The sequence below is a fragment of the Halobacillus sp. AWM4_238 genome, assembly GCF_056158265.1.
This window is the reverse complement of record NZ_JBSWSY010000002.1, coordinates 957976-979461: the sequence shown is the minus strand read 5'-3', so window position 1 is coordinate 979461 and position 21486 is coordinate 957976. Positions and strand designations below refer to the sequence as shown.

The window sequence follows — 21486 nt, the reverse complement described above, 5'->3', positions numbered from 1 at the left end:
GAAATTTATTCTGTAAACCCTATGTAGCCTGCATTTATAAAAAAAGAAAACCCTTGAAGCCATCAGCCTCAAGGGTTTGGATATTAATAGGTCTGTAAGTATTGTTCGCGTTCCCATGGGTGAACCTGAGTTCTGAACATATCCCACTCAATTTCCTTTGCTTCAATGAAGTGTTCAAACAGGTGTTCACCGAGAGCTTCCACCATAATTGGATCTTGATGCAGCTCTTCCAATGCATCATACAAAGTGGCTGGAAGGTCTTTCACTCCGTGCGCCTCACGCTCTTTCTTATCCATCACGTAGATGTTTCGATCCACAGGAGCCGGTGCTTCCAGTTTGTTTTCCACACCATCTAGTCCAGCAGCAAGAAGGACAGCCATCGCCATGTACGGGTTCGCTGATGGATCCACACTACGTACTTCAATTCTTGTGCTCAAACCACGGGAAGTTGGAACACGCACGAGTGGACTACGGTTTTGACCAGACCATGCCACATAACATGGAGCCTCATACCCTGGTACAAGTCGCTTGTAAGAGTTGACTGTAGGGTTTGTCACGGCTGTAAAGTTCGTTGCATGCTTGATGATGCCTGCTGTGAACTGGTAAGCCACTTCTGAGAGTTGCTCTTTTCCTTTTTCATCAAAGAATGCATTGCCCTTCTCATTGAAGAGAGACATGTTGGCATGCATACCGGATCCGTTTACACCGAACAATGGTTTAGGCATGAACGTTGCATGCAGACCATGTTGACGTGCAATGGTTTTGACAACAAGTTTGAATGTTTGGATATCATCACAATGTTTCACGGCATCTGCATATTTGAAGTCAATTTCGTGCTGACCTGGAGCTACCTCGTGGTGAGAAGCTTCTATTTCAAATCCCATTTCCTCTAGCTCTAGAACGATGTCACGACGGCAGTTTTCACCAAGGTCGGTTGGTGCCAGGTCGAAGTATCCACCTTTGTCATTCAACTCCATCGTTGGATCGCCTTTTTCGTCTAATTTGAATAGGAAAAATTCAGGCTCTGTACCAATGTTGAAAGCAGAAAATCCGAGTTTCTCCATTTTTTTGATGTTACGCTTCAAGTTGTAGCGCGGGCACCCTTCAAAAGGAGTTTGGTCTGGGTTGTAGATGTCACAGATGAAACGTGCGACCTTCCCTTTTTCTGATGTCCAAGGGAAAACGACAAACGTATCCAAGTCTGGTACCAAATACATGTCAGACTCCTCGATACGGACGAACCCTTCAATGGAGGATCCATCGAACATCATCATGCCATCAATGGCTTTATCCAACTGGCTTAATGGGATTTCTACATTTTTGATTGTACCAAGCATATCCGTAAACTGAAGTCGGATAAACTTGACGTTTTCCTCATCGATTTTTTTGTAAATTTCTTCTTTTGTTAAACCCATTGAATATCTCCTCTCAACACAATATTAATGGAAGAACCTTGACATTTCTCCCTGTCTGATCGCTAATTTACCTTGTCTTCCCGCTGTGAATAGTTCTCGTTGCAGCATACGACGAAGTTCTTTTTCGGTAAGTTCATTGTGCACTTCCTTCACTTGATCCTCATCATATCCTTCATTTTCTGGCTGATCATTCAGCTTCAGAACTTTTTTGATCCCGGCCATGTTCACTCCTTGATCGATCAGGTCTTTAATTTCAAGCAACCGATCAACATCATTGAAAGAGAACATGCGACGGTTCCCTTCTGAACGGGCCGGCTGAACAAGCTCATGCTGTTCGTAATACCGGATCTGCCGCGCAGTAAGGTCTGTCAATGATTGAACAATCCCCATCGGGAATAACGGCATAGAACGACGAATTTCATCACTCATCGATGTGCCACCTCCCCATAAGAATGATACTTTAATTATACGTCACGCAAGGGATATGTCAACATATGTGAGGAATGTTCACACAATTTGGGCCGTTTTTTTGAAAGGGTTACCATTCCCTTCGAGTCAAGCTTTGACCATACCCTCTTCTAACAACTGTTCCACAGCTTGGACAACGGCGATCTTCACATGTGCATAGGTCAAACCACCTTGAACGAACGCCGTATAAGGAGGACGAATAGGACCATCAGCCGTTAACTCGAGACTTGCTCCTTGAATGAAAGTACCGGCAGCCATAATCACTTCATCCTCATATCCCGGCATGGCACTGGGTTCTGGCTTGAAATGGGAATTTACCGGAGATGCTTGTTGGATGGATTGACAGAACCGAATCATTTGTTCAGCCGTATCGAAGTTTACGGATTGAATCAAGTCGGTCCGTTTCACATCATAAGCGGGGTTTGTGTCGAAACCCCATTCACTTAAATATTTCGAAGTGAAAATGGCTCCTTTCAAAGCTTCTCCCACGACATGAGGGGCGAGAAAGATCCCTTGATACATCTCTTGCAGGCTATTCAAACTCGGCCCTGTTTCTTTCCCTAAGCCCGGGGCAGTCAATCGATAACTACATTTTTCTATGAGGGATTTTCCTCCAGCAATGTAACCACCGACCCTGGCAATCCCGCCCCCAGGGTTTTTAATTAATGAACCGGCAATCAAGTCAGCGCCTACTTCAAGAGGCTCTTTCATTTCCACAAATTCACCATAACAATTATCTACAAAGATAATCACATCATCCTTCACTCCACGTACGAATTGAATGATGGATTGTAACTCTTCAATGGTGAAAGAAGGGCGATCCTCGTAACCTTTGGATCTTTGGATGGCTACCACCATCGTATGTCCATGGATAGCTTCTCGAATTCTTTCATGGGAAAAACTCCCGTCTCTTTCTAATGGAACGGTTTGATAGCTGATACCAAAATTACGCAAAGATCCTGTATCCTTATCGTCTTCAGAACCAATCACATCTCTTAGGGTGTCATAAGGTTCTCCAGATATGTATAGCAGTTCATCACCCGGGCGGAGCACTCCGAATAAGGCCGTAGTGATCGCATGTGTCCCCGAAATGAGCTGTGGTCTGACGAGGGCATCTTCCGCTTTGAAGATTTCGGCATACAATGCTTCCAAAGTGTCTCGCCCGAAGTCATCGTAACCGTAGCCCGTGGTCGGATTAAAGTGAGAATCACTGACCCTCAGTTTATGGAATGCTTTCAAAACTTTTTCTTGATTGTACTCGACAATCTCGGCCACTTTTTGATGTTCATTCTTGATCTCTTTTTCTACACGTTGTTTTACTTCTTGAATATTCATGATGGGTCCTCTTCCTATCTTGCATTATTTCGTTGTATCAACGGATGAATTAGAATTTATGGATCTAATGGTTTCAGATAGATAACATTGTTATAATATTTGATGTTTCAATGGGTGCTCAGGATGGATAAAACCGTGCAGGGCATACCCTTCTTTCTCTTCATAAAAATGAATGCTCGTAATCATACTGTAGGCCTTGAACTGCTGCAGCCGTTTCCCATCAGAAGCGGGAACGAATACGTCATACTCATCCCACTCTTCTTTTAAAACTTCTTCAATTTTATGAAGGACACGCTTTCGATCAATTGGATCATGCACACTTACTGTCAACGACGGGAAAGAGTGCGGGATGAAATCACCTTGTAGTAAGTCTTTTTTATTGTAAACGGTGAGAACCGGCAATTGACCAGCTCCGAGTTCGTCCAATAACCTCAGTACAGTCTTTTCCTGCTGGATGTGATCAGGGTGGGAGGCATCAACCATATGAACGATGAAATCCGCTTCTGTCACTTCCTCTAACGTAGACCGGAATGCCGCAATTAGCGTTGTTGGCAAATCTTGAATGAATCCTACCGTATCAGATATAAGAGCCAAAAAACCAGAAGGAAGGCTCATTTGCCTTGTCAAAGGATCGAGTGTAGCAAACAATAGATCCTCTTCAAACGATTGACTATCAGTCACTCGATTAAAAAACGTCGATTTACCAGCATTCGTATAGCCGACGATGGCAACTTGAAAGGCGCGGTTCTCCTTTCTTCGTTTACGGTACTGTTCGCGTTGTTTTACGACCGTATCCAACCGCTTTTTAATATCATCAATTCTTCTTTGGATGTGACGACGGTCGGTTTCCAATTTGGTTTCACCCGGTCCGCGTGTTCCAATTCCCCCACCTAAGCGGGACAGTGCGGTCCCTTGTCCGGAAAGCCTTGGCAGTAAATATTGCAGTTGAGCAAGTTCTACCTGCAATTTTCCTTCCTTTGTACGCGCCCGTCCTGCAAAGATATCCAGGATCAGCTGACTTCGATCAATCACGCGCACCCCGACCCTGTCTGCTATATTTCTAAGCTGACCAGGTGATAATTCATCATTGAATATGACAAGTTCAGCTCCAGATTCTTCTGCTGCTTCTTTGATCTCTTCCAGTTTCCCTTCACCTACATATGTAGCCGGGTGAACCCGGTCACGCTTCTGAGTAATAATTTTGCTGACTTCTCCATCCGCGGTTTCTGTCAGTGACTGAAGTTCTTCTAAAGAAGACTGAAACCGTTCTTCCTGCTCAAATGGATCAATTCTTGCAACCAACACGACCAATTCTTTTGACATCTTTCTCTCACCTACTCTTTTCGTCTGCCTGTATCTTTCTCATCATAACAGAAAAACGTTTCTTATGAATATGCAAGCGTTTAGATCAAGTCTGTTTCCTGTAAAGGAATATCAAAATCTTCAGCTTGCAATGTCATTAAGGTTTTTTTCTTCGGATTCGGGGTGCTGATGACTCTCCAAGCATGTTTTCGAATCGCTTCCTCAATAAGGTTCCTAACATAACGGGCATTAGAAAAATTCTCTTCACGTTTTTTGTAAACGAGTGCCAAATGATGAAATAGCTTTCTTTCTGCCTCTTTCGTTAAACAATATTCCCTATCTTCAATCATCCCAAAAGCAATCTGCGTAAGTTCCTTAGCAGAATAGTCCTTGAAGGAAAGCTGGATCGGGAACCGAGAAGCGAGACCTGGATTTAAGGTTAGAAAATCTTCCATTTCTTCTGGATAACCTGCAAGGATAATGATGCACTCATTATGATGATCTTCCATGCACTTCACTAATGTATCAATGGCTTCTTTTCCGAAATCCTTTTCTCCGCCTCTGGCCAAAGAATAGGCTTCATCAATAAAAAGAACGCCCCCTAAGGATTTATGGATCAGATCCTTCGTCTTTTGTGCTGTATGACCAATGTACTCACCTACCAAGTCACTCCGATCCGCTTCGATGAACTGCCCCTTTTCAAGCACACCTACATCTCGGAACAAAGCAGCAACCATTCTTGCAATCGTCGTTTTTCCTGTACCGGGATTTCCATGAAAAACCATGTGAAGGACTTGTGCATTCGACTTCAGCCCGGCTTCTTCTCTTTTCTTTGAAACAAGCACTTGTGCATAGATCTCTTTTATCCTCGTCTTTAAATCTTCCATCCCAATGATGGAATTAAAGAATTCTTCAATTTTCACAAAAGGGGCACCTGTTTGTTTCATTGTGGATGCTTTCCGTTCAGGAATCGCTTTTTCTTTCGATTCATTCAACACAATATTTATTGTGCTGTTTGGTCTCGCCATTCTCGCTTGGGGTTGCACATCGATCCCTCCTCATTCTCTTTCATCATACGCGTAGGTGCGGTTTCCTGTGACAAACACCCAAGGTTGATGAGGAAACTCCTTCCCTCATCCATAAAAAGAAGCGGATGCCATAAAGGCACCCGCTTCTTCTGTCTTTTCTTGACCACCACTCACACTATTCTTTATCCAATGAAACATTTTTTACAGGAGCAAATGTCGAAATCGCATGTTTGAAGATCAATTGTTGCTTGCCTTCTGTCTCTAACAAGACAGTGAAATTATCAAAGGCTTTGACGATCCCTCTCAATTGAAAACCATTGAGCAGAAAGACAGTCACCTGCATGCGTTCTTTCCTTAATTGATTCAAATAATTGTCCTGGATATTTACCGATTGGGCCATGGATCTTCCTCCTCTTTTCTATCTGTAATAATACGATTCTACGTATTAGTCTATCTTTCCTGCTAAATCGCCTAAAATTGTTTCAAATTTCTCCTCGTAGTTTGAAGGAGTGACTTCATACCAATTGATATCCATTTTGTTCTTGAAATACGTGTACTGACGCTTTGCATAGCGCCTGGAATTGCGTTTCAGCAAATCGACAGCTTCAATCAGTGTACACGATCCTTCGAAGTATGGAATCAATTCCTTATAGCCAATCGCCTGCATCGATTGAGCGTCCTTCAACCCCTGATCATAGAGATCCTTCACTTCTTTCACCAGACCTTGCTCAATCATTTGATCGACCCTCTGATTGATACGATCATACAGCAATTCACGGTCCATCTCCAGTCCAATCAACCATGGATTAAAAGGAGATTCTTTCTTTTGTTGATGATGGCGGTCACTCATCACCTGGCCGGTTGTTTCATATACTTCAAGCGCTCGCAGTACTCGCCTCTCATTATTTGGATGGATCTTTTCTGCTTGTTCGGGGTCTATTTCAACAAGGCGTTTGTACATATACTCGCCGCCATATTCTTTCCATTCCTTTTCAAGCTTTTGAATGATGGCCGGATCTTTTTTCTGTTTTGAAAAATGGAAATCAAATAGTGTTGCTTGTATGTATAAACCTGTCCCCCCGACCAAAACCGGCAGTTTCCCACGATCCTGGATGTCCCAAATTAAGGCTTGCACACTCTCCTGAAACTCAGCGACTGAAAAAGGCTCAGCCGGATCTTTGTAATCAATCATGTGATGTGGGATGCCTTGCATCTCTTCTTTTGTAACCTTCGCAGTACCGATATCCATCGTCCGGTAAATCTGCATTGAATCCCCGCTGATCACTTCCCCATCAAAACGCTTAGCGATCCGGATCCCTAAATTCGACTTTCCGACTGCCGTAGGACCGACCACTGAGATCACCAATGGTTTCACCTGCGCACCTCCTTTACACGTATCTATTATACATGAATGGCTCTACAATCATACCTCAGCAGTCGAACTAACGCAATCCGTTGGTACAACTAACGGTTTCCGTTACAAATATTCAAAATATTCGTTAGTTGTACTATCGCATTTCGTTAGTCTGTGTTATAGTATAGAAAAGGAGGCGTCTTAAAGTGGTTCATGAAAGAATTCGTTCACTTAGAAAAGAGAGGCGTTTAACACAATCGATGTTGGCTGAAAAAGTCGGTGTGTCCCCACAAGTCGTTTCGAATTGGGAACGGAGTTATACTTCCCCGGATCTTGAAGATCTTACGAAGATTGCTCATGCTCTTCATACCACCGCAGATTATCTCCTCGGTTTAAGTGATGAACTGGAAGATGAAATGCGCGAAATTAAACAGCTCCTGGAAACAAAGGGATACACAAAGCCCGTGTTCTTCGACAAAAAAGCTTGGTTTGGAATTCAGCCAGAGGACATTAAACAGATCGATAATTATTTTAAATTCCTACTCCAGCAGAAGAATATTTCCTGACCCCTACTCTGACATACGCAATTATAAATAAGTTGATTATAAAAATATTATGTAAACATTAGAGAAACAAAAAAAAGAGAGACTCCAAAGTTGGAGTCTCTCTTTTTTTACATGACACGTTTAAACATCTTCTCCATCTCATATTCAGAAAAGAAAACGATGATGGGCCGTCCATGAGGACAGGTAAATGGATCCGTCGACTTTCTCAAATCTTCCAAGAGTTGAAACATATCGGTTTGGTTCAAGTAGTGGTTTGCTTTGATTGACCGTTTACAAGACATGAGAATCGCCGCTTCTTCTCTTAGTTTTAAAATATCGATACGATCTTCTTCCATCAACTGCTGGATCATTTCATCAATCACTTCTTCTTCAAAACCTTTTGGAAACCACTGAGGGTGGCTGCGTACAATGTAGGTCGTATCGCCAAAAGGTTCAAAGAACAACCCTACTTTTTCAAATTCTTCTTTGTACTCTTCGATCCTTAACGATTCTGCTTTTGAAAAGTCAAAGGTCATTGGGACCAGCAATTCCTGTACTTCATGATTAACTTCTGACAATTTGTCTCTAAAGAATTCATATTTAATTCTTTCTTGGGCTGCATGCTGGTCGACGATATACATTCCTTCTTCATTTTGAGCAAGAATGTATGTTCCATGGAGTTGACCAATCGGGTGCATCGTCGGTACCCTTTTTTGTTCATAAGCAGGAGCCTCTTCTTCAACTGCCTCATTTTGAGGTTGGCTCTCCTCTGCTGCGACCGCATCCGTTTCAAATGTCGGAGCCATCTCTTTAATTAACTCGTCCTGATTTTTTTGAAAACCATCCTCATGCGGAAGTCCTGGCTCGTTTTTCACTAAATGGTCCACAGTGGATTCCCGCTCGCGATGAGCATCCTCTTCCCTCGTATGGTAGAGGTTGAAGGATTCCTGTGTGGTTTTCTCTCTAACGGGCTTTGGTTCTTGGTGGGACACGTCAGGAATGAGAGTTTGTTTACGAAAGGCCTGGCGGACGGCCTCTTCTAAAAGATCGTACAATTCCTTCTCCTTACTAAAACGCACTTCCATTTTTGATGGATGAACGTTGACATCGACGAGAATCGGATCCATATCTATATTTAATACGACAATCGGACTTTTTCCGATCGGTAACAACGTGTGGTAGCCTTGCAAGACAGCTTTATTCAATGGAATACTCCGGATGAAACGACCATTGATAATTGTTGACATATAGTTTCTTGACGCACGGTAAACTTCCGGCTTCGCAATATAACCATTGACCTTGAAGTCCGCTGTTTCCATCTCGATTGGGATCATTTTTCTAGCGACATTCATACCATAAATGTTCGCTATCACTTGGAGGAGATCTCCACGCCCATTCGTCTTAAAGATCTGCTTTTCATTATGAGTACAGACGAATTGTATTTCCGGGTGGGCTAAAGCCATACGGTTTAATACATCCGTCACATGACCGAGCTCTGTATGAATGGTTTTCATATACTTCAACCGGGCTGGCGTATTGAAGAACAACTCCTCAACCGAAATGTCGGTCCCTTTTCTTGCATCACTTTTTCCTCTGGAGACAAGATGTCCACCTTCTAAATTCATTTTTGTCCCGGCACTCTCTCCTGTAGAGGTCTGGATACTCAAGCGGCTTACAGCGGCGATACTTGCTAATGCTTCCCCGCGGAAACCGAGGGAACGGACATGGAAAAGATCGTTTTCATCAAGAATTTTACTGGTTGCATGGCGATGAAAAGCGATTTCACAATCCTCTTCTTCCATTCCCGCACCATCATCGATGATACGGATGCGCTGCAGTCCGGCCTCCATTAAATCGATCTTCACCCATGTGGCACCTGCATCAATACTGTTTTCTACCAGCTCTTTGACGACAGAGGCTGGGCGTTCAACAACTTCTCCTGCCGCTATTTTGTTAGCTAAGTGGTCTGGCATCAGTCGGATCCGCGCCATCTCTGTTCCTCCTTTATGATTTCAATCGCTTTTGCAATTGGTACAATTCGTTCATAGCGTCCATCGGTGTCATTTCCATGAGATCTAACGATTGCAGACGCTTTTCTATATGCGAAGACTGAGGCTCTGTAGCCTTCTTTTTCTCTGTTTTTGGTTCTTCTATAAACAAGCTTAGCTGTTCCTCTTCATCTGCGGAGTCTGTAGGTTCTTTTTTGACAGACCCACTTTCCAGCTGATCCAGAAGAGCCGTTGCTCTGTCGATCAGTGGATCAGGCAAGTGAGCAAGCTTCGCCACGTGAATGCCGTAACTTTCATCTGCAGGCCCCTCTTTGATCTGGTGAAGAAAGACAACATTGCCTTCATATTCTTCCGCACGAACATGGACATTCTTTAAACGCTCGAGCTGGTCTTCCAATGATGTCAATTCATGATAATGGGTAGAGAATAGTGTTTTCGCTTTAATCTCCCCATGAATATATTCCACAATGGCCTGTGCCAATGCCATACCATCATACGTACTCGTCCCTCTTCCTATCTCATCAAGAAGGATCAAGCTGTTTTCCGTCGCGTGAGTTAGGGCATGGTTTGCTTCTAGCATCTCGACCATGAACGTACTATGACCGGAAACGAGATCATCGGCAGCACCAATTCTTGTGAAGATTTGATCGAAGACTGGTAAACTTGCAGACTGGCACGGAACAAAAGAGCCCATTTGTCCAAGGATCGCCGTAAGGGCAAGCTGACGCATGTACGTACTCTTACCGGACATGTTCGGTCCAGTGATCAGTAACACATCGGTCTCTTCATTCATGTAAATATCATTTGGGACGAAGGTTCCTTCCTGCATTACTTTTTCCACAACCGGGTGACGCCCTTGCCGGATGTCCACCACACGTTGTTCACGATATTCTGGTCGCACATATTGATAGGATTCTGCGACTTGAGCAAAACCTTGGAGTACATCAATGCGACTGATTTGGTCCGCCAGCTGTTGAAGTCTTTTGACGTACGCCTTCACCTTTTCACGGACTTCGAGGAAAAGTTCATACTCAAGTTCCACACTTTTCTCCTGGGCTTCAAGGATCATCGATTCTCTTTCTTTCAGCTCAGGAGTAATAAAACGCTCGGCATTTGTAAGCGTCTGCTTCCGCTCATATCTACCTTCAGGCAAATGCTTCAAGTTTGCTTTAGTAACTTCGATATAATAGCCGAACACACGATTATAGCCGACTTTTAAAGATCTGATTCCTGTTTCTGCTCGTTCTCTTTGTTCAAGTTCTGCAATCCACTGCTTCCCGTTCTTAGAAGCGTACCTATAGTCATCTAGCTGTTTGTGGAAGCCGTCCTGAATCAAGCCTCCCTCTTTTACAGAAATCGGAGGGTCATCAGCGATACTCTCCTCCAAGAGACCTTTTAACTCATGCAGTGGGTCGACCCTTTCATAAAGCTTCTCTATCGATGGGTGGTCGAATTTAGCAAGCGTCGTTAATATATCAGGAATATGACTCAATGAATTCCTTAACTGGATCATATCTCTAGCGTTCACATTGCCAAAAGCCACTCTCCCTGCTAAACGTTCCAAATCATACACATGCGAGAGCTCATCTCTCAATGTCTCTCGTTCAAAAAACTGATCAAGAAAGCCTTCGACCTGATCGTGTCTCATAGCTATGGCATCCGCTGACAACAATGGACGCTCCATCCATTTCTTGAGCATACGGGCCCCCATTGAGGTGACCGTTTTATCAATGACAGAAAGTAAGCTCCCCGCTTTCCCTTTTTTTCTAAGGGTTTCCAACAATTCTAAGTTCCTCTTGGAGTACATATCCAGGGTCATGAACTGTTTCAATTCGATTACTTTCACGGGTTGAAGATGATCGAGCGACCTTTTTTGTGTATGTTGAATATAATTGAGCAACCTTCCAAACCCGACTAAAAGCTTGTCTTGATGAACATCCTCAATAAGCGGTTGGAACTCACGTGCAATTTCTGTATCATCCTGGTGGGATACCGTGTAATCCAAACGATCGATCAACATTTGTTTATGCTCGACGTCAAAGTCACCGGATACAACCACCTCTTTCACAGGCCTGCTGTACAGTTCGCTCATGGCAGCATCGAAGCCCCCCGGAATTAGAGCCACACTGTTTTCACCAGTCGTAAGGTCATTGTAACTGACAACGTACGAGCCATCTTCAAATGCGCTTAGTGAGGCCAGGTAGTTGTTTTCTTTCTCATCCAGCATGCTGCCTTCCATTACTGTACCTGGGGTGATCAATTGGACGACTTCCCGTTTCACAACACCTTTCGTCGTTTTCGGGTCCTCGACCTGCTCACAAATCGCAACCTTGTACCCCTTTTCAATCAACTGCTTTATGTAATTGTCCGCAGAGTGATAAGGAACCCCACACATAGGGATCCGACCGTTTTCACCTCCATCCCTGCTTGTCAATGTAATTTCAAGTTCCTGCGATGCTTTCGTTGCATCATCGAAAAACAATTCATAAAAATCGCCTAACCGGAAAAACAGAAAGGCATCTTTTTGGTCTGCTTTAATTTTTAAGTACTGCTGCATCATGGGTGTGTATTGTGCCATAAGGGTAAACCTCCAAAACGTACATAAGATTCTCCACCCATTATAGCATACAAGGCAAATAACCTTACACGAAAGAACATGACATTATTAAAGTATCTGGCAGGATTGTTGAAGTCTTGCTTTCGAGATGCTTCGGGGTTCGTTGCTGAGTTGAGCGTCAGGGGTGGTTGGGAAGCTACTCGCTTATGTGAGAAACGAACCCCTGTACCAGGAAAGAGCACCTTCCACCATCATTACCTATAGCTAGAAAAAGCTCTATAACAAGCGGTTATGACCTCTATCCATACAATGGAAGCTTGGTGTTACAGCTCCTAATACGTATAGAACGCTCCTAATTCTGGAAGTAGTTTCGAGATCCTCTTATGTCCAAGGGGCGGAGGGGAATGGTGAGACTCCTACCTTAAGTGTGGAGGCGCCTAAACCGGATATCTAAGAGGGAAAAAAGTGCAGAGAGAGACCCACAGGACGTAGTCCGAGGAGGCTCACCGCCCGCCCCATGGAAAGCGAACGGTTCCCCGGAGCCTCTAAACGCACACAAACATCTCGAAACGGAGTCATCCACAATCGGGAGATATCGATTAACATAAAAAGATTTAAAAGAAAAAAAAGAAATCCTCGCTGAGGCAGCAAGGAAATCATCATTAATCGTGTTTATCATGATCGTCTGAAGAAGATGGAAGGAAGTCCGTTTCAATGGCTGAAAAATCATCAGATGACAAGTCATAATCGTAATCATCATCATGACCGCATCCGTGAGGATTCACTTTCACACACAATTTCGTTTCACCTATGACATCGACAACAAATTCTCTTTCTACTTCTACAACGATCTTTTGCCCATTTCCTGATATGTTCGCTTCTAAACAGTTCGGTTGCTGTACGACCTTAGCGATAACCTCAAAGTCATCATGTACACAATTATCATCTTTGACTGCCAACTTGACGTGATCACAATAGTTCACACGCTCCGTAACGACTTCTGTTTTTGTATTGTCGTTATACGAATACCAGACGTTCACATCGTAACTGCCAGAGACTTCTACGTGATCTCCTTTCTTCTTGGCATTGTAGATGTGATTGATGACCCAACAACCTAGGATACTTGTCGGACGGTGCGAAGGGCTGATGGTGTGTGTGGATTCTGTAAACTTTTTACCTTTACCGATTACAGCTTTTGTAATAATTTCTCTGTAATCTCGTTCAAAAAAAGACATAGGGTTTCACTCCTCCTTATTCTACCACCCATCCTATGTTTGGTTGGGCGAATGTGACTAGTGGGAAAATGGCCTAAGGACGTGTTTAATTCATTCTATGCAATAGCCTATAAAATTGTACGAAAAAAATCCGCCAGAGGGGGAAAACCCTCTGACGGAAGTGTATGCATCAATGGCTGCAACCATGACTCTGTTTATTTGAACCCGTTTCTCCTTGTAGGATATCTCCCCCTGTAGAACGGATAACTTCATTAGTAACTTCACGGGAAATCGTGTTCGAAACCATTTGAAGGATATCATTAATAACCGTTTGAGATTCTTTGAATTCTGCGACAACCGGGATCTCATCCAGCTCATCTTGAAGACGATCGATTTCTTTTTCAATCTTTTGAAGAGCTTCCGTTTTCCCGTATGCTTGAAAGTTAACCGCCTGCTTTTGCAAAGCTTTTATTTTCTTAATATGAGATTGAACCTTTTGGTTGTCATTCAATTTTGATTCCAATTGTTTAAAACGGTCGATTTCTTCAATATCCGCCATCATTTTAGCTAATTTTTTTGCTTCTTCTACTACTTCTTTTCTTGTATATTGTGCCATTTATTTCACCTCTGCGTTGATTTCTACTAACTCTCCATCTAGTGACCACGTTTTTGCTTTGGTCACTCTTACAGGTACAATTTGTCCGATTGTGGACTCAGGTGCTCGGAAGTTGACCAACTTGTTCCTCTTGGTGTAACCAGCTAGCACATCCGGATTATTCTTACTTTCACCTTCCACAAGGACATCTACAATTTCCCCTTCATATGCTTTCATGGCATCAGCAGATTGCTGATTGACAATTTTATTCAAGCGCTGCAATCGATCCTTCTTCTCTTCCATGGATACATTATCTTTCATTTTGGCCGCGGGTGTGTTTTCTCTTGGAGAATAAATGAATGTATAAGCCGCTTCAAAGCCAACTTCTTCCACTAGAGATAATGTATCCTGGAACTGTTCTTCCGTTTCATTTGGAAACCCAACGATGATATCCGTCGTCAGTGTGGCATCTGGCATTGCTAAACGAATTTTACGAACAAGCTCCAAATACTCTTCTCTCGAGTACTTACGCCCCATGATTTTCAAAATATCGCTATTGCCTGACTGGACAGGAAGGTGGATGTGGTCGAGCATATTGCCACCTTTTGCAAGGACTTCAACCAAACGATCATCAAAGTCTCTTGGATGAGATGTGGTAAAGCGAACCCTTGGAATATCAATGCTTCTCAGTTCATCCATTAGATCACCTAGGCCATAACTCATATCCAAATCTTTTCCATAGGCATTGACGTTTTGTCCAAGGAGAGTGATTTCTTTATACCCTTGAGCTGCCAAATGCCGTACCTCCTGAATGATGTCCTGAGGTAAGCGGCTTCTTTCTTTTCCTCTTGTATATGGAACGATACAGTAGGTGCAGAATTTGTCACAGCCATACATGATGTTAACCCATGCCTTGATTTTCCCTTTTCGGGATCTTGGTAGGTTTTCAATGATGTCTCCTTCTTTGGACCACACATCAATAACCATCTCTTTCCCGAACATCGCTTCCTTCACAAGCTGTGGAATTCTATGAATATTATGTGTACCGAAAATTAAATCGATAAATGGATGTTTTTTTAGAATCCGGTTAACAACGGACTCTTCTTGTGACATACATCCGCAGATTCCGATAATAAGATTTGGGTTTTCCATTTTCAAAGGCTTCAAGTGTCCAATTTCACCGAACACTTTATTTTCCGCATTTTCACGGATCGCACATGTGTTCAATAGAATAATGTCCGCTTCTTTCGTATCCTTCGTAGCTTCATAACCCATCTCTTCGAAAATTCCAGCCATCACTTCTGTATCATGTTCGTTCATCTGGCACCCGTATGTACGGATCATATACTTTTTACCTTTGCCTGCTTGATCCATATCTTCAGGAATTTCAAAGTCATAGTGGACATCGGTTTCTTTCCGCTTCCGACGCTGTGCATCTCTCATGTTCGGAGGTTGGTATGTTGTTTCAAAATATTTGACAAAATCTTCACTAGTTTTTTGTTTCAATCGGTTTAAGTTATCTTGTCCCGCTTTGTCATCCCCCTTGGAAGGCTGATGAATTTGTGACATTTCCTTGCGTTGCTGTTCGTTCATAATGATCTCCTTTCAAGCCGAACCTTCTAACTGTACCATTATATCAAGTTTTACATGATAAATTAAGCGTAAACATGAATTCCACCTTTTTTCATCCATTTCCCAACCATTTCATTCAACAAATTGGCAGGATTCTGTAAGATTTGACTTTGAGATGTTTCGGGGTTCGTTTGCCATAGGAGGCGTCAGGGATGGCTGGGAAGCTACTCGCTTTCCTGCGGGGATGACGGCAAGCCTCCTGCGGGAAAAAAGTGCATGGAGAGACCCCACAGGACGCAGTCCGAGAAGGCTCACCGCGTTCCCGCTGAAAGCGAGCTATTCCCCGCAGCCCCATCCACTCAACAAACGCCTCGAAACTGAGTCTTCAAGAAAAGGGAGCGTTTGTGGAAGAGAGGTAATACTTATTTGTTAATAAAAAGAAGCCAGCTATGATATTTCATAGCTGGCTTCTTAACCATTACAAGATCCCTAATTTTTTACCAACTTTTTCGAAGGCATCAAGAGCTTCTTGAAGTTCTTCTTTGGAATGTTCTGCTGTAACGATTGTGCGCACGCGTCCTTTTCCGCGTTGGACTGTTGGGAAGACGATTCCTTGAGCGAATACCCCTTCTTCGAACAATTCATCGGAGAATTTGTGCGTGAGCGCATCATCCCCAATCATGACAGGTGTTACAGGGGTTTCACTGATTCCCGTGTCAAATCCAAGAGCGTTCAAGCCATCTTTGAAGAATTTTGTATTGTCCCAAAGTTTTTCAATCAGTTCTGACTCCTCTAACAATACATCGATCGCTGCATCATTCGCTGCTGTTACTGCCGGCGGGTGGGATGTACTGAACAAGAAAGGACGTCCTTTGTGAATCAAATAATCTCGAAGGGTTTTAGTACTTGCCACATACCCTCCAAGTACTCCAATTGCTTTACTTAATGTACCCACTTGAATGTGGACACGACCATCAAGGTTGAAATGATTGACCGTACCACGGCCGTTGTCCCCGAGAACTCCACTCGCATGAGCATCATCCACCATGATAAGCGCATCATACTTTTCAGCAAGTTCAACGATTTCTGGTAATGGTGCGATATTTCCATCCATGGAAAATACGCCATCGGTAACGATTAATCGTGTGCGATAATCGCCACTTTCTTTCAACGCTGACTCTAATGAGTCCATGTCGACATGCTTATAAATTTTACGATCCGCTTTTGTTAAACGAATGCCATCGATGATTGAAGCATGGTTTAATTCATCAGAGATGACGACATCTTCTTTTCCTAAGATGGAAGACAAAACACCCTGGTTTGTTGTGAAGCCGGATTGAAATACAAGTGCAGCTTCGGTATGTTTGAACTTCGCTAATTTCTCTTCAAAGTCCTCATGCATTTTTAATGTACCAGCAATCGTACGAACTGAGCCTGTACCGACACCATATTCTTCGTTCGCTTTTTCCGCTGCTTCTTTCATTTTAGGGTGTGAAGTAAGCCCTAGATAGTTGTTGGAAGAAAGCTGAATGACTTCTTTCCCTTTAATTTTCACTTTGGATCCTTGTGCAGACTCCAGAGGGATCAACGTACGGAACGTCCCTTCTTCCTGCATCTCGTTTAGTTCTTTTTGTAAGTATTCAAAGCCTTTCATAAAACATCCTCCTTACCATTATGGGTGTAAAACTACTTTTCCACATTGACCTTGATTCATCAAGTCAAAGCCTTTTTCAAATTCTTCAAGCTTTAAATGGTGCGTGATCAGTGGTGTGACATCCACCTGTTTGGATTGAAGAAGGCGTGAAACCTGCTGCCATGTTTCGTACATCTTTCTACCAGTAATCCCTTGTACCTCTACGCCTTTAAAAACGATGTCATTCGTAACATCAAGGCTCACTCGTTTCGTAGGTAAACTAAGAATGGAAACACGGCCCCCATTCGTAACCATCTTAAATCCTTGATCCATCGCAACAGGATGCCCACTCATTTCGCAAACAACGTCTACTCCATGACCATCCGTTAGCTCTTTTGCTTTTTCAACAGGATCGATTTCACCGGAGTGGATCACGGTTGTAGCTCCCATTTTTTCAGCCAGTTCAAGACGATACGGATTCAAATCAAAGGCAAGTACTTGCGATGCTCCAGCTGCCTTAGCTACACCCACCGCCATCAAACCAATGGGTCCGCAACCGATGATGGCCACTGACTTTCCTGCTACATCGCCATTTAGAACCGTATGTACAGCATTCCCCATCGGCTCTTGGATGGAAGCGATGTCTGTAGGCATATCATCTGGGTTTTTCCATAGGTTATCTGCTGGAAGAGCCACATATTCTGCAAAGCACCCTTGCGTATCCACACCAATAATTTTAGTGTTTTCACAAATATGGAATTTACCCGTCAAGCATTGCGGACAATGACCGCAAATAAGGTGAGTCTCTGCGCTGACATAATCTCCTGTTCGGAAATTATGAACTTTACTTCCTACTTCTACAATTTCTCCTGAAAATTCATGTCCGAAAGCGTACGGTGGTTTGACACGGCTTTCAGACCATTCATCCCAATTATATATATGGACGTCCGTCCCACAAATCGATGTTGCTTTCACACGAATCAATACTTCATCATCACGGATTTCCGGAATCGAAACTTCTTGCATTTGCGCTCCTGGACCTCGGTGATGCTTAACGATCGCTTTCATCGTTCCATTCACAGTGAACACTCCCAACCTCAATAAATCATTTTTAAACCTCTTATATTAACAATAGTAACATGTAATGAGAAAAACGCAAACTCGCCTGTCCACTGTGAAAATACATTCGCTCATGCCTTATAATATTCTACTACCTGTTTCTATTCAGTAGATTCCCCAATCTATTTATGAGCTCTTGATTTTGAGAGGTTTAGGGGAGGGACAAACCTTCATAGTTAACAGTGCTTCGTTCAAGAAAATCACCCCTTAACTATCGGCACGTGATTTGGAAACCGGCTTAGAAACAATATTACATGGAACAACTCCCTAAGGGAGGTCGTGATTCATTCTTCCTCCTGAGACTTTCCATCCTGGAAAAATTCCACAATCCACAAAAACTCACTAATTAATGAGCATAAAAAAAAGAGCGTGCTCGGTATCGAGTACGCTCTTTTTTGCTCCATTCTATTTTCGTTGCATCCTTAAGGACAAGGTAATTGCTAGCAAACATCATAAGTACATGAAAAGATTACAAAACTTGTAATCTTTTCAATCAACGCGGCTCAACGATTAACTTAATCGCCGTGCGCTCTTCTTCGTCGATCATGATATCCGTAAATGCCGGAATGCAAATCAAGTCCATGCCACTTGGGGCGACAAACCCTCTTGCGATGGCTACGGCTTTGACTGCCTGGTTCAATGCTCCTGCTCCGATCGCTTGAATTTCGGCCGTCCCACGCTCTCGTACTACGTTGGCCAAGGCTCCTGCTACTGAATTAGGTACGGATTTGGCTGATACTTTTAAGACTTCCATTACTAGCTCCTCCTTCAATCACTATAGTTGTTCCATAACTACTATATTCTTGGAGATGTAGGATATTACCTTTTCATTATGAATGAATTTGTCGCAAAATTCAAATAATCAATTAAAGAATGGATGGTCATCGTTAATTAATATACGTTGGACTTTTGTAGATTTACCTGTCTTTTCATCTACATCCACCAAGAAGGCACTCAGTTGTGCTCTTCCCTTTTTTGGAACTTCAAAACGTACGGGTAAGTTTGTAAGGAAACGCTTCAAAACCGCTTCACGTTCCATGCCTAGAATGCCGTCGTAAGGGCCCGTCATTCCTACGTCAGAAATATAACCTGTTCCTCCTGGAAGGATTCTTTCATCTGCGGTTTGGATATGAGTGTGTGTCCCTACATTTACGCTAACTCTACCATCTACATACCAGCCCATTGCCTGCTTTTCACTTGTTGCTTCTGCATGAAAATCTAAAAAAATGATAGATGTGCGTTTTTTTGCTTCTTTTATCAATTCATCGACCTTTCTAAATGGGTCATCATTCGGAGACAAGAACGTACGCCCTTGCAAATTAATGACAGCAACCTCACCCTTAGGAGTTTTAACAAAAGTCAACCCTTTCCCTGGCGTCCCCTCAGGAAAGTTGGCAGGTCGGACAAGGTACTCTGCCTCATCGATAAATTCAAAGATCTCTTTTTTATCCCACGCATGGTTGCCAAGTGTTACCGCCTGCGCTCCTTTTTCAAGAAAACGACGATAAATTTTTTCGGTAATGCCTTTACCTGACGCTGCATTTTCTCCGTTAACAATCGTCACAGCAGGCTGATATTTCTGTTTAAGTTTCGGTAAGTATTCGTCAACCATTTCCCGTCCTGGTGAGCCTACGACATCACCTATAAATAATATTCTCATTGTTCAAAAACCTTCCTTCCACAATCGTTTATTTATTTTACCCGTAAAAACAGAAATGAAGCGACCAAGAAGGCCGCTTCATTCATTTTATTTCGCATACTCCACAGAACGTGTTTCACGAATAACGGTAACTTTAATATGACCTGGATAATCGAGTTCTCCCTCGATTCGATTTCGAATATCTCGTGCTAATCTTGTTGCTTCAAGATCATCAATTTCATCAGGACGAACCATGATGCGAACTTCGCGTCCAGCTTGGATTGCGAAAGACTTCTCTACGCCATCATAAGACTCTGAAATCTCTTCCAGTTTTTCAAGACGTTTGATGTAATTCTCTAAGGTTTCACTTCTAGCTCCAGGACGTGCGGCAGATAAAGCATCGGCTGCAGCAACAAGTACAGAAATGATTGAAGTCGGCTCTTCATCCCCGTGGTGGGATGCCACAGCATTAATGACTGTTTCATTCTCTTTGTACTTCATCGCCAGTTCTTTCCCGATTTCTACGTGGCTTCCTTCTACTTCATGGTCAATGGCTTTACCAATGTCATGAAGCAGTCCTGCACGACGAGCCAGGGTTTCATCTTCTCCAAGTTCGGCAGCTAACAAACCAGAAAGGTATGCGACTTCCATTGAGTGTTTCAAGACGTTTTGACCGTAACTTGTACGGTACTTCAGACGTCCTAAGATCTTAATCAGATCAGGGTGGAGACCATGAACACCTACTTCAAAAGTCGTCTGTTCACCAACTTCTCTGATGTAATCATCAACTTCTCGTCTGGACTTGTCCACCATCTCTTCAATGCGAGCTGGGTGAATTCGACCATCCTGCACTAACTTCTCTAGGGCCATTCTTGCTGTTTCTCGTCGAATTGGATCAAAACCTGATAGGATGACTGCCTCAGGAGTATCATCAATAATCAAGTCAATACCTGTCAGCGTCTCCAACGTACGAATGTTTCGGCCTTCTCGTCCGATGATGCGGCCTTTCATTTCGTCATTTGGAAGGTTGACAACGGAAACTGTCGTTTCAGCCACATGATCGGCTGCACAACGCTGAAGGGCAAGCGAAAGGATGCTTTTCGCCTTCTTATCCGCTTCTTCCTTCGCTCTGTTTTCCGCTTCTTTAATCATAAGAGCTGACTCGTGTGATACTTCTTGTTCGACGCGTTCTAAAATCATCTGCTTCGCCTGGTCTGATGTTAAGCTTGAAATGCGTTCAAGCTCTGTTTGTTGTTCTTGAAGCATAGCTTTCACTTTGCTTTCCATTTCTTCAATTTGTTGTTGTCTCTCGGCAAGAGTCCCTTCTTTCTTCTCGAGTGAAAGATCACGTTGGTCAAGCGTTCCACTCTTACGATCAAGATTCTCTTCTTTCTGAGTTAAACGATTTTCAGTTTTCTGCAGTTCCATGCGGCGCTCACGGATTTCGTTCTCCGCGTCCTGGCGAAATTTCTGGTTCTCTTCTTTCGCTTCAAGAAGAGCTTCCTTCTTGGCTGATTCAGCATTACGATGACCTTCTTCCACTATCTGTTTCGCAAGGTCCTCAGCACTGGAAATTTTCGCTTCCGCAATCGATTTCCGAATAAGATAACCAACAACAGAACCGATGATAAGGGCAAGCAAAATGAAGATGAGCGAGGATATTATATCCATAATTTCACCTCCTCTTGCTATGAACTTGGT

18 protein-coding genes are annotated in these 21486 nt (G+C 43.2%); 1 reads left to right on the top strand and 17 read right to left on the bottom strand.

The genetic code is table 11. The features are described 5' to 3' along the window. Positions 1-83: 83 nt before the first annotated feature. The 7 genes from glnA to miaA form a co-directional block, all read right to left on the bottom strand. Positions 84-1415, bottom strand: a complete 1332-nt coding sequence (glnA, locus tag ACXACN_RS05000) for a type I glutamate--ammonia ligase (RefSeq protein ID WP_474962770.1) — start codon at positions 1413-1415, stop codon at positions 84-86. A gap of 24 nt (positions 1416-1439) precedes the next feature. Further along, a complete protein-coding gene (locus ACXACN_RS04995; RefSeq protein ID WP_474962768.1) occupies positions 1440-1844 on the bottom strand; it encodes a MerR family transcriptional regulator in 405 nt (134 codons plus the stop codon). A 126-nt stretch (positions 1845-1970) separates the two neighbouring features. After that, positions 1971-3218: a methionine gamma-lyase family protein gene (locus ACXACN_RS04990; protein ID WP_474962767.1), complete on the bottom strand. Its 1248-nt coding sequence runs from the start codon at positions 3216-3218 to the stop codon at positions 1971-1973. Between the two features lie 90 nt (positions 3219-3308). Then, positions 3309-4541, bottom strand: a complete 1233-nt coding sequence (gene hflX / locus ACXACN_RS04985) for a GTPase HflX (protein ID WP_474962765.1) — start codon at positions 4539-4541, stop codon at positions 3309-3311. Positions 4542-4621: 80 nt separating this feature from the next. Then, positions 4622-5566 (bottom strand): AAA family ATPase, encoded by a 945-nt coding sequence (locus ACXACN_RS04980; protein WP_474962764.1) that lies wholly within the window; start codon positions 5564-5566, stop codon positions 4622-4624. A gap of 157 nt (positions 5567-5723) precedes the next feature. Then, complete coding sequence (gene hfq, locus ACXACN_RS04975; RefSeq protein ID WP_089652336.1) at positions 5724-5948, bottom strand: RNA chaperone Hfq; 225 nt, start codon at positions 5946-5948, stop codon at positions 5724-5726. Positions 5949-5993: 45 nt separating this feature from the next. Next, a complete protein-coding gene (gene miaA, locus ACXACN_RS04970; RefSeq protein WP_474962762.1) occupies positions 5994-6923 on the bottom strand; it encodes a tRNA (adenosine(37)-N6)-dimethylallyltransferase MiaA in 930 nt (309 codons plus the stop codon). Positions 6924-7108: 185 nt separating this feature from the next. On the opposite strand from miaA, the gene ACXACN_RS04965 reads away from it, so the two are divergent. Then, positions 7109-7468: a helix-turn-helix domain-containing protein gene (locus ACXACN_RS04965; protein ID WP_474962761.1), complete on the top strand. Its 360-nt coding sequence runs from the start codon at positions 7109-7111 to the stop codon at positions 7466-7468. A 107-nt stretch (positions 7469-7575) separates the two neighbouring features. On the opposite strand, the gene mutL is transcribed toward ACXACN_RS04965, so the two are convergent. From mutL to rny, 10 genes are all read right to left on the bottom strand, one after another. Further along, positions 7576-9438, bottom strand: a complete 1863-nt coding sequence (gene mutL / locus ACXACN_RS04960; RefSeq protein ID WP_474962759.1) for a DNA mismatch repair endonuclease MutL — start codon at positions 9436-9438, stop codon at positions 7576-7578. A 13-nt stretch (positions 9439-9451) separates the two neighbouring features. After that, positions 9452-12034: a DNA mismatch repair protein MutS gene (mutS, locus tag ACXACN_RS04955; RefSeq protein ID WP_474962758.1), complete on the bottom strand. Its 2583-nt coding sequence runs from the start codon at positions 12032-12034 to the stop codon at positions 9452-9454. Positions 12035-12675: 641 nt separating this feature from the next. Further along, on the bottom strand, positions 12676-13248 hold the full coding sequence (cotE, locus tag ACXACN_RS04950) for an outer spore coat protein CotE (RefSeq protein WP_474962756.1): 573 nt from the start codon (positions 13246-13248) through the stop codon (positions 12676-12678). A 169-nt stretch (positions 13249-13417) separates the two neighbouring features. Continuing rightward, positions 13418-13843, bottom strand: coding sequence for a YlbF/YmcA family competence regulator (locus ACXACN_RS04945; protein ID WP_474962755.1), 426 nt, complete (start codon positions 13841-13843; stop codon positions 13418-13420). Continuing rightward, a complete protein-coding gene (gene miaB, locus ACXACN_RS04940) occupies positions 13844-15415 on the bottom strand; it encodes a tRNA (N6-isopentenyl adenosine(37)-C2)-methylthiotransferase MiaB (protein ID WP_474962753.1) in 1572 nt (523 codons plus the stop codon). It lies immediately after the preceding gene. Positions 15416-15872: 457 nt separating this feature from the next. Continuing rightward, complete coding sequence (locus tag ACXACN_RS04935; RefSeq protein WP_474962751.1) at positions 15873-17048, bottom strand: glycine C-acetyltransferase; 1176 nt, start codon at positions 17046-17048, stop codon at positions 15873-15875. 18 nt (positions 17049-17066) lie between these two features. Then, positions 17067-18107, bottom strand: a complete 1041-nt coding sequence (tdh, locus tag ACXACN_RS04930; protein ID WP_474962749.1) for an L-threonine 3-dehydrogenase — start codon at positions 18105-18107, stop codon at positions 17067-17069. A 532-nt stretch (positions 18108-18639) separates the two neighbouring features. Continuing rightward, on the bottom strand, positions 18640-18900 hold the full coding sequence (locus ACXACN_RS04925) for a stage V sporulation protein S (RefSeq protein ID WP_008640081.1): 261 nt from the start codon (positions 18898-18900) through the stop codon (positions 18640-18642). A 108-nt stretch (positions 18901-19008) separates the two neighbouring features. Beyond that, positions 19009-19806, bottom strand: a complete 798-nt coding sequence (locus ACXACN_RS04920; protein ID WP_474962747.1) for a TIGR00282 family metallophosphoesterase — start codon at positions 19804-19806, stop codon at positions 19009-19011. 87 nt (positions 19807-19893) lie between these two features. Further along, entirely contained in the window at positions 19894-21456 is a 1563-nt protein-coding gene (rny, locus tag ACXACN_RS04915; RefSeq protein WP_474962746.1) for a ribonuclease Y, read from the bottom strand. Positions 21457-21486: the final 30 nt, after the last annotated feature.